This window comes from Luteococcus struthionis (assembly GCF_048595755.1).
Lineage (GTDB): Bacteria > Actinomycetota > Actinomycetes > Propionibacteriales > Propionibacteriaceae > Luteococcus.
The window spans coordinates 1,907,853-1,921,044 of the sequence record NZ_CP184360.1 but is presented as its reverse complement, the minus strand read 5'-3'; the positions used below and the strand labels follow the sequence as shown (position 1 = coordinate 1,921,044).

The 13,192-nt window shown below is 67.7% G+C and carries 12 protein-coding genes; 3 read left to right on the top strand and 9 right to left on the bottom strand.

Features of this window, described 5'->3' with window-relative positions:
• The first annotated feature begins 45 nt into the window (after window positions 1–45).
• From ACOAMO_RS08805 to ACOAMO_RS08795, 3 genes are all read left to right on the top strand, one after another.
• Window positions 46–324 (top strand): HPr family phosphocarrier protein, encoded by a 279-nt coding sequence (locus tag ACOAMO_RS08805; RefSeq protein ID WP_420174434.1) that lies wholly within the window; start codon window positions 46–48, stop codon window positions 322–324.
• Window positions 325–416: 92 nt separating this feature from the next.
• A complete protein-coding gene (locus tag ACOAMO_RS08800) occupies window positions 417–1,769 on the top strand; it encodes a sn-glycerol-1-phosphate dehydrogenase (protein ID WP_420174433.1) in 1,353 nt (450 codons plus the stop codon).
• An 89-nt stretch (window positions 1,770–1,858) separates the two neighbouring features.
• Complete coding sequence (locus tag ACOAMO_RS08795; RefSeq protein WP_420174432.1) at window positions 1,859–2,566, top strand: GntR family transcriptional regulator; 708 nt, start codon at window positions 1,859–1,861, stop codon at window positions 2,564–2,566.
• 137 nt (window positions 2,567–2,703) lie between these two features.
• Here ACOAMO_RS08795 and ACOAMO_RS08790 read toward each other — a convergent pair whose 3' ends face one another.
• The 9 genes from ACOAMO_RS08790 to ACOAMO_RS08750 all read right to left on the bottom strand — a co-directional run bounded on the left by ACOAMO_RS08790 (window position 2,704) and on the right by ACOAMO_RS08750 (window position 13,188).
• Window positions 2,704–4,122, bottom strand: coding sequence for an Nramp family divalent metal transporter (locus tag ACOAMO_RS08790; RefSeq protein ID WP_420174431.1), 1,419 nt, complete (start codon window positions 4,120–4,122; stop codon window positions 2,704–2,706).
• Between the two features lie 35 nt (window positions 4,123–4,157).
• On the bottom strand, window positions 4,158–5,213 hold the full coding sequence (locus tag ACOAMO_RS08785) for a zinc-dependent alcohol dehydrogenase (RefSeq protein WP_420174430.1): 1,056 nt from the start codon (window positions 5,211–5,213) through the stop codon (window positions 4,158–4,160).
• Between the two features lie 36 nt (window positions 5,214–5,249).
• Entirely contained in the window at window positions 5,250–6,020 is a 771-nt protein-coding gene (locus tag ACOAMO_RS08780) for a TIM barrel protein (RefSeq protein WP_420174429.1), read from the bottom strand.
• On the bottom strand, window positions 6,017–6,958 hold the full coding sequence (locus ACOAMO_RS08775) for a sugar phosphate isomerase/epimerase family protein (RefSeq protein ID WP_420174428.1): 942 nt from the start codon (window positions 6,956–6,958) through the stop codon (window positions 6,017–6,019). Before ACOAMO_RS08775 ends, ACOAMO_RS08780 begins: the two co-directional genes overlap by 4 nt.
• Window positions 6,959–6,969: 11 nt before the next feature.
• A complete protein-coding gene (locus ACOAMO_RS08770; RefSeq protein WP_420174427.1) occupies window positions 6,970–7,743 on the bottom strand; it encodes a triose-phosphate isomerase family protein in 774 nt (257 codons plus the stop codon).
• A gap of 5 nt (window positions 7,744–7,748) precedes the next feature.
• A complete protein-coding gene (locus tag ACOAMO_RS08765) occupies window positions 7,749–8,216 on the bottom strand; it encodes a ribose-5-phosphate isomerase (RefSeq protein WP_420174426.1) in 468 nt (155 codons plus the stop codon).
• A 32-nt stretch (window positions 8,217–8,248) separates the two neighbouring features.
• A complete protein-coding gene (locus tag ACOAMO_RS08760) occupies window positions 8,249–9,955 on the bottom strand; it encodes a dihydroxyacetone kinase family protein (RefSeq protein ID WP_420174425.1) in 1,707 nt (568 codons plus the stop codon).
• Between the two features lie 165 nt (window positions 9,956–10,120).
• Window positions 10,121–12,181 carry a transketolase gene (gene tkt / locus ACOAMO_RS08755; RefSeq protein WP_420174424.1) on the bottom strand — a complete coding sequence of 687 codons (2,061 nt, stop codon included), beginning with the start codon at window positions 12,179–12,181 and terminating at the stop codon, window positions 10,121–10,123.
• 119 nt (window positions 12,182–12,300) lie between these two features.
• Window positions 12,301–13,188 carry an HAD-IIA family hydrolase gene (locus ACOAMO_RS08750; RefSeq protein WP_420174423.1) on the bottom strand — a complete coding sequence of 296 codons (888 nt, stop codon included), beginning with the start codon at window positions 13,186–13,188 and terminating at the stop codon, window positions 12,301–12,303.
• Window positions 13,189–13,192: the final 4 nt, after the last annotated feature.

Sequence of the window (13,192 nt, the reverse complement as noted above, 5' to 3'; positions counted from 1 at the left end):
CCACGCGCGCGCCATGAGGGAGCATCAGCGGTGGAGGGAGAGGCCATGAGGATGGAAAGGGTCAGGGTCGGGCTGGACCGGGGTGTCCATGCCCGCGTCGCCACGCAGTTGCGTGACCACGCTGTGCAATTCAACAGTTCGATCTTCCTGCGCACCCACCGTTCGGCCAGCGCTGCCAGCGTCTTCGACGTGCTGGCCCTGGGCATCGCCCATGGGGACGAGGTGACCGTGCTGGCCGATGGCAGCGACGAGGGGGCGGCCCTGGCGGCCATGGTCGAGTTCCTGTCCGCAGATCCGCACCCCGGGATGCAAAGCGCCGACTGAACTGCGCCCCCGAGCCCTCCGGGGTGGCACCTAGCCTGATGGCATGGGCGGCATGGCCCGCCTCGACGACTCAGCGAGGAGATGGATCGACGATGGACAGCATCCTGGCCCAGGCACTGGAAGGTGCAGACCAGACGGATGTGGTGAGCACGGGCCGAGGGGTACTCGACGACTGCGGCCCGGTGCTGGCCCGTTGCGCTCCCGGGAGCGCGGCCCTGCTGGTGGCCGACGAGAACACCTGGCAGGTGGCCGGTGAGCGAACCGGCCGCGCCCTGGAGACCGCTGGCATCACCCTGGCCACTCCCCTGGTCTTCCCGGCCCGCCCCACCCTGTACGCATCGCTGGACAATGCCGCGCGGATCCGGGAGGCGCTTGCCGAGGCAGAACGGCAGCACGGCCCGGTGCTGCCCGTCGCGGTGGGGGCTGGAACGCTCAATGACCTGGTGAAGATGGCCGCCCACCAGAGCGGCCGTCGCTATGCCGTCGTGGGAACCGCCGCCAGCATGGACGGCTACACCGGGGCCGGTGCCCCCATCAGCGACAACGGCGTCAAGATCACCATGAACTGCACCGCCCCGCAGGCGGTGATCTTCGACCTCGACATCACGGCCGCCGCACCGCAGTGGATGGTGGCCTCCGGCTATGGAGACCTGGCCGCGAAGATCCCCGGTGGGGCCGACTGGATCCTGGCCGACGCCGCCGGGGTGGAGGCCATGGACGACCATGTCTGGAAGCTGGTGCAGTCCGGCGTGCGTGATGCACTGGCGCATCCCACCGCGCTCGCCCAGGGGGAGCCGGAGGCCTTCGAGGGCCTGGTGGACGGCCTGGTGCTCTCCGGTCTGGCGATGCAGGTCTATGGCGGCACCCGCCCCGCTTCTGGCGCCGAGCACTACTTCAGCCACATCTGGGAACTCGACCATCTGGGGGCCGACGACGAGCCCCCGCTGTCGCATGGTTTCAAGGTGGCCATCGGCACGCTGGCCATGCTCGCCTTCTACGAGGCCTTCATGGAACGCGACCTGGCAAGCCTCGACATCGGTCAGGCCGTCGCCCAGTGGGCTGCCTGGGACCAGGTGGAGGCCGACATCCGCCGCACCTTCAGCGGCCCGCTGGCCGACCACGCCGTGAAGGAGACCCGGGCCAAGTACGTCACGCCGCAGGGCCTGGCCGAGCGGCTCACCCGGCTGCAGGAGGGCTGGCCCAGCACCCGGCAGCGCCTGCAGGAACAGTTGGTGGCCGCGCGCGACTTCCAGGCCATGCTCGCCGCTGCGGGGGCCCCGAGCCGCCCCGAGGACATCGGCCTGACCGCCCAGCAGGTTCGCGAGACCTTCCCCAAGGCCATGTACTACCGCTCGCGCTACACGGTGCTCGACGTGGCGCGCGAGGCCGGATGGTATGACCAGATCGTCGACGAGGTCTTCGCTCCCGGCGGCATCTGGAGTTGAGCCGCCGGCGGGTTGGCATGGCCCGACGAGGCGGGGCGAACCGTTGGACAACAAGGCTCCTCCCCTGCGGGCCCACGTAGAATGGGCCCATGCACAGTGACCCCGTCGCCGCCCTGCCCCTGACCCCGGTCACCACTGCAGGCGTGGTCGACGAGGTCCACCAGGTCCTGCTCGACATGCTGGTCGTCGGCTCCCTGGAACCCGACTCCAACCTGAGCATCGACGGACTCGCACGTTCCTTGGACGTCTCACCGACACCGGTGCGCGAGGCGCTGGCGAGGCTCGAGCACACCGGTCTGGTGGTGCGGGCTCCCCGACGGGGGTATCGGGTGGCGCCGCGGATGTCCTCCGAACAGATGGCCGAGCTGCTGGAGGCACGACAGGTCCTGGAGTCGGGGGCCATCAGGCGTGCGGTCGAACGTGATGGCGAGGCCCTGACGAAGGCGCTGGAGAAGGCCTTGGAGGAACACCAGGAGGCCTCCTCGAAGCTCAAGGCCACCTCGGGTGCGGGGCCCGAGAACCTGCGCCCCGTCTACGAGTACTTCCAGAAGGACTGGGCCTTCCACCAGGTGATCCTCGACCACTGCGGCAATCGCTACATCAATCGGGCAGTGAACTCACTGTCCTTCAGCGTCCATCGGATGCGCCAGTCGGTGACCAACCACACCACCGACGCCCAGACCGCCACCGAGGAACACCGCCGGATCCTCGAGATGGTCAAGGCCGGCGACGCCGAGGGCGCCGAGCAGGCGATGGCCCAGCACCTGGCACAGGTGGCGGAGCGCACGCTCGGATGACGGCCAGGGCGGCAGGACGGGCACGCAGCGACAGGGGTCCGGCACCGTGATGGTGCCGGACCCCTGTGCCGTCGTGGTCGGGGACGGGCAGCCCTCCCACGACGTGCTGTGGATGATCGCCGCATGGGCAATCCGCATCAGCCCACTGTGAGGCCGAAGACTTGCAGGATCGTGTAGATCCCCAAGATCGTGATGGCGAGACTGGAGATCGCCAACAAGGCGAACCAGGCGCTGGAGCCCAACAGCCTGTCGTCCAGTTCGGTCCGGCGCAGGTACCAGGTTCCCGCAACCACCGCGAGCAGGAAGACCCCGGTTGCCATGCCACCGATCTGCACCATGATCACCGGCGAGCTGATCACCAGGTACATGGCGCCCCACGCGACGGGGAGGAAGACGGTGAAGACGCGGATCCACTTCAGGCGGCCTTCACTGTCCCCCACCCAGTCGAAGACACCGATGTTGGCGACGAAGTTGGCCCACAGTCGCGCATGGCTCGGGATTGCCGACCATAGCGTCGACGCCAGAGCCGCGACGGCCGCGCAGAGGAAGAGATACCGAGCCCCCGGGCCCATCGAATCGGTGTACATCCGGCTCAGGGTGGTGATCATCTGGTTGCCTTCGGGCTGCAGGCCCTGGGGATGCAGCACCGCCGCTCCCATGATGTAGAAGGCCAGCGTGGTGGTGGTGTAGACCACCCAGGAGATCCACGAGTCACGCTTCATCACGGTGATCCAGCCCTGCGCCCGCTCCACCCACTCCTGCGACCCGTCATTGGGCCCCACGTAGGAGGCGTAGCCCTTCTCCACGCACCAGTAGGTGTAGAAGGTGATCTCGTCGGAGCCCACGCCGGTGATGCCGAACATGGCCACGGCGACGCCGATGGCCGGCAAGGCCAGCTTCAGGCCACTGGCGATGTCCGCACCCGTGTAACCGATGTCGGTGAAGGCGAGCGCCACCGAAAGGGCCACCGTGCCGAGAGAGAAGGCGACCACGAGCGCCGTCGACAGCCCTTCCACCAGGCGGTAACGGTTGGAGATCAACAGCAGGATGCTCCCCACCACGACGACGATGCTCCACACCGTCAGGGCGGTCGTGCCCAGCGGATCACCCCAGAAGGGGAAGATCAGGCTCAAGGCGGCGGCCGTGCCGCCCACGACGCCACCCATCTGGGTGATCTTGGCCACCGCCATCAGCAGCCAGAGCCAGGTGATCAAGCCACGCTTGGCCACCCGTGGCGGGACGCGATCGAAACCGGAAAGACCCGGTTCACCAGTAGCGATGGTCCACTTCGCGAGTTCGATCTGGATGGCGACCTTGACGAAGGTGGAGATGATCACCAGCCACAACAGCGCGAAGCCCACCTTGGCACCGGCTGCGGTGGTGGCAATGAGTTCGCCGGATCCGACGATGGACGCCGACATGATCAGACCGGGCCCGAAGTAGCGGAAACTGGCCTTCCACCCCTTCGGCGGTTCCTTGATGTTCGCAGGGTCCAGCAGATAGGGATTGTCCATGCCGGAGACGGTCTCGACGGCCTGGTCTGTGTGATTCGACATTGAATCCTCCATGACAGGGCTCGCTGCACGGGCAGCTAGTGAGTGGTGGGCATTTCGTTGGGGTAGAGCAGGATCTTGTTGGACTCGCCGCTGAGCATGTCGATCACCGGCCCCAGTTCGCCCAGCTCCAGACGATCCGTGATCAACCAGTCGAGCGAGATCTTCTCGGTCTCCAGGAGCAGGGAGAGGTCTTCCCAGGTCTCCCAGAGCAGCCGGCCGTAGATCCCCTTGAGCGTGATCTCCTTCTTGTTGATCACCTCGGAGATGCTCACCGGGACGGGCGCTCCGGCGTGCCCAATGCAGATGAAGGTGCCATTGCGACGCAGCAGGTCGAAGAGGCTGGCATAGGCGGCCGAGACCCCCGACACCTCGAAGACCAGGTCGGCTCCCCCACGGTGTGCGTGGGTCTGCATGATGTACTCGTGCACCTCGCCGCCGGGCGCGAAGGCCTTGGCTCCTCGCTTCTCGGCCAGTCCGCGCCGGAAGGGATTCGGTTCGATGGCGATGACCTGTGCCGCGCCCATCATCGTCAGGAAGTCGATCAGCACCAGACCGATCGGACCGCAGCCCGAGACCACCGCGACATTGCCGCCGATCTGCTTGTCGGCACGCTGGATGGCATGCCAAGCGACCCCGGAGGGTTCCAGCAGGGTCGCGGTGTCGAAGCTCATGGAGTCGGGGATGTGGAAGGCCATCGCTGCCGGGACGGAGACCCGCTCGGCGAAGACCCCGTCGATGTCGGCCGCCAGCAGACGCATGTCATTGCAGTTGTGCCCATTGCCGATGCGGCACTGGTAGCAGGCGCCGCACGGGGCGTGCGAGTCGAGAGCCACTCGGTCCCCCGGCCGGAAGCTGGTGACGGCCTTGCCCACCTCGAGCACGACACCGGATCCCTCGTGCCCCAGCACCCGGGGGAATTCCAGGTTGAAGCCTTCTGCCGCCTCACCCCAGTTGTAGAACATGCGGTCCGATCCGCACACGGAGGCGGCCTTCACCTCCAGCAGGATCTCGTCATCGGCCACCACCGGTTCGGGGTGGTCGGTGACGAAGCTGGCTCCCTTGGCCGGTGCAGTCTTCAGAACAGCCTTCATGGGTCTTCCTTTCGCAGTCGTGAATGGTGGTGCTGGTCAGCCGAGGTATTCGAGGGCCACGTCGCCCTGGTAGCCCGACGACCGGATGATGGTTTCCAGGGCGGTGAAGTCGATCCCGCCCGTGCCCGGGGCGCCCCTGCCGGGCCAGTCGGCCAGCTGGACGTGCCTGATGACAGGCACGAGGGCCCGGAAGGCCTGCAGGATGTCCACCCCGTTCCCGGCCAGGTGGAAGGTGTCGAAGAGCAGGCCGACGTTGTCGACGTCCGCCAGCCGGCTCCGGATGAAGCCCTGGACGTCATGGCCGTCGTGGAAGGGGTAACCGCCGTTGCCCTCGCGTGACAGGGCCTCGATCAGGATCGTGCCGCCGAACTCGGCCACTCGGCTGGCGGCCCACCGGTAGTTCTCCTCGGCCACCGCCAGCTGTTCCTCCTCGCTCCATCGCGACGGGTCGAGCTGGCCGAAGGTCACGTTGAACTTCCGGGCGTCAGTGGCACCTGCCACGCGGCACACCGACTCGATGGAGTCGCGGAACTCCTCCTGACGGTCGGGCAGGCACGCCAGTCCCCGCTCGCCGGCATCGCGATCACCTCCGTGCGAGTTGATGGCCACCAGGCGCAGCCCGCTCTGACTGACCGCCTGCAGGAAGCCGTCAAGCTCGTTCCGTGCGGGGGTCGCCGAGTCGAAGTCCCACCAGGACTCCGCCCTGCGATGGCCGTCAGCCACGGCGGCCGCCGGACGTTCATCACGTGGCAGCCCACGGTAGACCGTCGACAGGTTCACCACCGTGTCCTTGTGGTGGTCAGTCATGACGGCCTGCCTTCGTCGATCAGGTTCGAGGCGGCCTTGAGCACCTGCCGGATATAGGCGGCATTGGTGGCTCCCACTCCGAGCCAGTCACCCCCGTAGTGCTCGGTCTGGAAGGCCCCCCGGTACCCCAGTGCCAGTGCCTGGCGGATGATGTCGCGGTAGTTGATCCAGCCGCTCTCCAGCGGGGCAGGAGCCGAGAAGTAGGTGCCGGTGGCCTGGTCCTCGTCGCGCAGGTAGTTCTTGATGTGCCAGTAGATGGAGTAGGGCAGCACCTTGTCGAACATCTCCTGGTAGTGCGGCATCGGACGGTGCAGGCGAACCAGGTTCCCCAGATCCGGGTTCAGGCCGACGCTGGGATGGTCACAGTCCTTGACGAAGGCCACCGCATCATCGGGCGTGCCGACGAAGGTGTCCTCGTACATCTCCAGCGCGATCTTCATGCCATTGCGCTGGGCGTGGTCGGCAAGGTCGCGGATCCGCTCGATCGCCACCGGACGCAACGCGGGATCATCGACGTGACCGGTCACGTGCCAGAACCACTGGGCGCGCTGCTGTTCTGGGGTGAGGGCCTGCATGAAACCGACGTTGACCACGCCGGCCCCCAGCTCTGCGCCCAGATCGAGCATGCGGTGCATCATGGCGACATTGCGCTCGCCCTCGGTCACGTGCACCGGGCTGCGACGCCCGAAGGAGATGCCGGGCACCTGCAGCCCGTACTCCGCCAGCAGCTTCTTGAACTGCGCGAAGCGCTCACCATCGAGTTCTGCCAGGTTGATCCACTCGTCGATCGGGTCGATGCAGCGATAACCCAGGTTCACCACCTGCTCCAGCTGGCCCCGCCACACCTCGACTGGGGCGTCGACGAGCGGCGTCCCGTCCGGCAGGTGCGAGCCGAAGTTCATCTTGGCCGCGATGGGCCAGTTCTCAGCTGTGTACATCTCGCCTCTTCTCATTTCTCTTCCGGCCCGGCCAGCAGGCCGAGCGCTTCGTCGATGACCGCCGCCACATTCGCCGGATCGTGGGCCCGGCGGCCCAGGAACAGACCGTCCACGCTGGGGTGGAGTTCGGGCAGTGTGCCCGGCCCCGCGGTGCCGCCGTAGAGGATCACGGCGTCGAGCCCCCTGGCCCGGACACCTTCGCGAACCAGGTCGCAGACCTGCCTCACATGGGCGGCGGGGGCGGGTCTGTCGGCACCGATGGCCCACCACGGTTCATAGGCCACCATCACTGGCTGCCCGACGCACCGCTCGATGCGTCCCAGTGCTGCCTCGAGCTGGGAGAGCACCACCTGCGCGGCCGCAGCGGCCTCGGTGTGCTCCTTCTCCCCCACGCAGACGAGGGGCACCATGCCGTGGGCCACGGTCTGTTCACACTTCTTGGCGACGACCTCGTCGTCCTCACCGAAGTGCTCGCGACGTTCGGCATGGCCGAGCTCCACCAGGTCCACACCGATCTCTGCCAGTTCGGCCGCGCTCACCTCGCCGGTCCAGGCACCCAGGCCATGGGCAGCGACGTCCTGGGCCCCGACCCTGGCCCAGTCACCCAGCACCGAGACCGCCTCGACCAGGCAGGGATGGCTGGGTGCGACGAAGAAGTCGAGCCGTGGCGGTTCAGTGCCCAACCGCTCCTGGAGCACGCGCGCCACGGCATGGCACCAGTCCAGGGTCTGTGCGTGGGTGAAGTACATCTTCAACGAGACACCCAGCACGATTCGCGACGACATGGCCGTCAGCACTTCTCGTAGTCAAGAAGAACCTTGACCTTGGCGGCGGAGGCACTGGTCTGGTCGAAGCAGTAGCCGAGCCACTCGTGGACCAGCCGACGTGCCAGTTCGATGCCCACCACGCGCTGGCCCATGCACAACACCTGCGCATTGTTGGACAGGATGGAACGCTCCACGGAGAAGGAGTCGTGGGCGGTCACGGCCCTGATGCCCTTCACCTTGTTGGCGCTGATCGCCACCCCGAGCCCCGTTCCGCAGATCAGGATCGCCCGATCGGCCTCGCCTCGGGCCACCATCTCCGCGGCGGCGATGGCCACCGAGGGGTACGGGGTGTGTTCGTCCGCGCCGACTCCCACGTCGGTGACGCTCGTGACGCGGTCATCGGCCTGCAGATCAGCCTTGATCCTGTCCTTGTAGTCCAGCCCCGCGTCGTCGCATCCGACGACCACGCGCAGCCCTGGTGCAGTGCTCACAACCTTCTCCTGTCTGGTCACGTTCTGGTCTGTCACGAATCGGCCGGAAATGCCGTGGTGAGGCCGCGCACGATCTGTGCGAAGCTCACGGCCCCCGGATCGGGAATGTCTCGGGCGGCCTGCCCGTGGGACCGGGCACGGCCACGAGCCGGCAACATGCCGCAGGTGGAGTCGGCCCCTGTCTGTGCGGCCTGGGCCGCACGGCCCCAGTCCTGGGCGAAGTCGCCATCGGTGCTGGACATCTCGGCGACGAAGGGATGGACGGCGTCCACCATGGTCTTGTCGCCCACGCGGGCTCCGCCACGCTCGGTCAGCAACCGTCCGGCCTCGGCGATCCCCTGCCGCAGCCGTGGTCCGTCGGGGACCGTCTGGTCTCCACAGGCCTCGGCGAGGCAGTGGATCATCAGCCCCCACAGCGCACCGGAGGTGCCCCCGGCCCCGTCCGACCAGGCATCCGCGGCCCGGTGCAGCGTCGACCCGAGCCCGGCCCCGGCCTGCCTGGCGGCCCGTGCCGCCTCGAGTGCACTGTGGGCTCCGTTCCTCATGCCGATCCCGTGGTCACCGTCACCGGCAATGGCGTCGATGCGTCCCCACTCGTCGGCGTGTGCGTCGACCACGTCAACCAGCACTTCGAGGGCAGCCACCGCCTTGCCCGCGGCGAGCCGCGAGCCCGCCCCGGCCGGCGGCAGTGTTGTCTGGTCGGTGTGGGAAGCGAGCTGCAGCTCGGCGGGGATCTGGTCCGTCGGTGGCCGTCCGGTTCGGTACTCGGGTGCATCGGAGGGTGCCTGCCACAGCTCGAGCAGTTGCTCATCAGCCCAGAAGAGCGTCAGCGAGCACCCTGCCATCTCGAAGCTGGTGCAGAACTCCCCCACCTTCACATCGGCGACGTTGACGCCCTGCGCTGCCAGCGCCCGGCTCACCGCGCCGTAGAGCACGAACAGTTCGTCGTACTTGAAGGCGCCCAGGCCGTTGAGGATGACCACCGCGGAGCGGGCTGACCCAGGACGTTCTGCGAGCAGCCGTTCCACCAGCAGTGCCGCCAGCTCCTCGGGAGTGGGCACCTCGACCTCCGAGAGCCCAGCTTCCCCGTGGATGCCCAGCCCGATGGCCATGCGACCTTCGGGCACGTGGAAGAGCGGTTCCTCGGCCCCCGGAAGGGTGCATCCGGTGAAGGCGACGCCCAGGCTGGTGGTCAACTCATTGGCCCGCCGAGCCACCTCCTCCACACGATCCAGGTCAGCGCCCTGCGCTGCAGCAGCCCCGGCCACCTTGAAGACCACCAGGTCGCCTGCGATGCCCCTGCGCCTGTCTCGTTCGGCGGGTCCTGCCGAGCTGATGTCATCGGTCACCCGCACGGTCCGCACGTCCAACCCCTCGGCGCGCAGTTCCGCCTGGGCCTGGTCGAACTGGAGCACGTCTCCGGCGTAGTTGCCGTAGCTGAGCAGCACACCCCGCCCCTGCTCCACCGCCCGGACAACCGAGGCCACCTGGTTGGCGCTGGGCGAGGCGAAGATGTTGCCGAGCACGGCGCCGTGTGCCAGCCCCGGCCCCACCAGACCGGCGAAGGCCGGGTAGTGCCCGGAGCCACCACCGATCACCAGCGCCACCTCGTCCTGACTCGACCGGGTCGCACGAGCCACCCCGCCCGGGACCGGGCTGATCTGGTGGGAATGTGCACTGGCGAATCCCGCTGCTGCCTGTGCTGCGAAGACCGCAGGATCGTGCTTGAGATAGGTCATCCTTGCCCTCCACTCTGAGGAAGCTTTCCTAGATCCTATAGGATCTAGGATCTATTGCAAGGCCTTTCCGGCTCAGGATCACGACTCATGACTGCTGCGGGCAGCAAAGAAAGGCGCGGCCCCCGGAATCCCGGGGGCCGCGCCCTTGTCAGCGAGGAATGAAGGTCAGCCGACGACCTGCTTGGCGGTCTCCACGACCTTGTCGACGGTGAAGCCGAGCTTCTCGAACATCACATTGCCGCTGGCCGACGCGCCGAAGGTCTCGATCGAGACGCTGGCGCCCTCCGGGCCGACGTACTTGGCCCAGCCCTGCGCAATGCCGGCCTCGACCGACACGCGCTTGGTGACCGCCTTGGGCAGCACCGACTCGCGGTAGGCCTCGTCCTGCTCCTCGAACCATTCCTGGCACGGCATGGAGACGACGCGGGTGGCCACGCCCTGCTCCTCCAGCACCTTCTGCGCCTCGACGGCCAGGGCCACCTCGGAACCGGTGGCGATCAGGATGAGCTGCGGCTCGCCGTTGGAGGCATCCTTCAGCACGTAGGCACCCTTGAGGACACCCTCGGCCGAGGCGTACTCGGTGCGGTCGACGATCGGCAGGTCCTGTCGGCTGAGCACCAGACCGCTGGGGCTGTTGGTGTGCTGCAGCGCACCGAGCCAGGCGTAGCTGGTCTCGTTGGCGTCGGCCGGACGCACGATCGCCAGGTTGGGGATGGCCCGGTAGGCCGCGAGGTGCTCGATCGGCTGGTGGGTGGGTCCGTCCTCGCCGACGCCGACGGAGTCGTGCGTCCAGACGAAGATGCTCGGAATGCCCATCAGCGCGGCCAGGCGCACCGGCGGACGCATGTAGTCGGCGAAGACGAAGAAGGTCGCGCCGTAGGGACGGGTCAGGCCGCTCAGCGCGATGCCGTTCACGATGCCGCCCATGGCGTGCTCACGAATGCCGAAGTGCAGCGTGCGGCCGTAGGGATTGCCGGTGAACTGCTCGCTGGAGCGCTCCTCGGGCAGGAAGGACGGTTCGCCCTTCATGGTGGTGTTGTTGGAGCCGGCCAGGTCGGCCGAACCGCCCCACAGCTCGGGCAGCTGGCTGGCCAGCGCGTTGAGCACCTCGCCGGAGGCGGCGCGGGTGGCCTTCTTGCCGGGCTCGAAGACCGGCAGCTCCAGCTCGGGCAGGCCACGATCGGTCACGCGGGCGAGCAGCTCGGCGCGCTCGGGGTTGGCGGACTTCCAGGCCTCGAACTTCTGCTCCCACTCCTCGCGGAGCTGCTTGCCACGCTCGGCGGCATTGGCGCGGGCGTGGTCGACGGCAGCCTGGTCGACGGCGAAGGGCTCGTCGTCGAAGCCCAGCTCCTTCTTCAGCGCCGAGATCTCCTCGGCACCGATCTTCGCGCCGTGCACACCGTGGTCGCCCTGCTTGTTGGGCAGCGGCCAACCGATGACGGTGGTGAGCTTGATGAAGGAGGGCTTGTCGGTGACGGCCTTGGCGGCCTCGATCGCCGCGTACAGCTCCTCGATCTTCTCCTCGTAGCTGGTGCCACCATTGGTGAAGTCGACGTGCTGCACGTGCCAGCCATAGGCCTGGTAGCGGGCGGCAACGTCCTCGCTGAAGGCGATCTGCGTGTCGCCCTCGATCGAGATGCGGTTGTCGTCGTAGAAGAGCACCAGGTTGCCCAGGTTCTGGGTGGCGGCCAGCGAGGAGGCCTCGGAGGAGACGCCCTCCTGCATGCAGCCGTCGCCGGCGATGCAGTAGATGGTGCGGTCGAAGGGGCTCTGGCCTGCGGCAGCCTCCGGGTCGAACAGGCCGCGCTCCTTGCGGGCGGCCATGGCCATGCCGACGGCCATGCTGATGCCGGCGCCCAGCGGGCCGGTGGTGGCCTCGATGAACTTGGTGTGGTGGAACTCGGGGTGGCCGGGGGTCTTGGAGCCCCAGGTGCGCAGCGCCTTCAGGTCGTCGAGCTCCAGGTCGCAGCCAGCCAGGTAGAGCTGGGTGTACTGGGTCAGCGACGAGTGGCCCGCGCTCAGCACGAAGCGGTCACGGCCCAGCCACAGGTCGTCGGTGGGGTCGGTCTTCATGACCTTCTGGTAGAGCAGGTAGGCCAGCGGGGCCAGCGAAATGGCGGTGCCGGGGTGGCCATTGCCCACCTTCTCCACGGCGTCGGCGGCGAGGATGCGGGCGGTGTCGACCGCGCGCTCGTCCTGCTCGGTCCAGTTCAGGGTGTTGTTCACGTGATCCCTCTCGTAGCGTCTGGGTTTCTGGGAAGCCCGTCTCCATGATGGTAGGACGCCTGGCAAGTCGGGCAGCAGGGGTTGCACAGCTTTTCCCGCCTGCCCGGCGCCGGGCTCTTTCAGTCGTCCTCGGTCCAGCCCAGCTCCTGCCACACCTGCGGGGGCAGCAGCCGGTCGATTCGGTCCAGCAGATAACTGGGGCGCTCTGCCGGGGGCAACTGGGCCGCGTCCTCGGCGGTGGCCTCTCCGGTGAGCACCAGCGCCGACCTCATGCCGGTCTCCACCGCCATCTGGATGTCGGTCTGCAACCGGTCCCCCACCATCACGGCATCCTCGACGGCCACGTCGAGGCCTGCCAGCGCCTCGGTGAGCATCACCGACGACGGCTTGCCCAGGTTCACCTGGCAGCTCACCCCGGTGCACGCCTCGATGGCGGCGGTGATGGCGGCGCAGTCGGGCTCGCCCCATCCCCCCGGGAAGGGGCAGTAGCGGTCGGGATTTGTCTGCACCAGGATTGCCCGTTTGTGGAACCACAAGGCGTCGAAAGCGATCTGCAGCTTGCGGTAGTCGAAGCCTCGGTCATAGGAGGCGATGACGACGTCGATCTCGGCCGGATCCTCGCTGAGCCGGAAACCGGCCTCGGTCAGGGCCCGGCACAGCGGCTCCTCGGCGATCGGGAAGAGCACCGCATCGGGGTGGTGCGACCGCAACCAGCGGGTGGTGGTGACCACCGTGTTGGCGATGTCGGCCACGTCGGTGGGCAGCCCGAGGCGTTCCAGCTTCTCCGCATACTGCTGCGGATCCTTGGTGGGGTTGTTGCTCAGGAAGCGCACCGGGATCTGCCGCCGACGCAGTTCACGCACCAGCCGGGCCGCGCCGGGCAACAGCTCGTCGCCCAGGTAGATCGTGCCATCCATGTCGAAGACATAGGCCCCATGCAGTTGGGCTGGGTGCAGCTGCTCGGGGTGGGTGGGGCTGGGCTGGGTGGCCACCGTCGTCTCTTCCATGTCA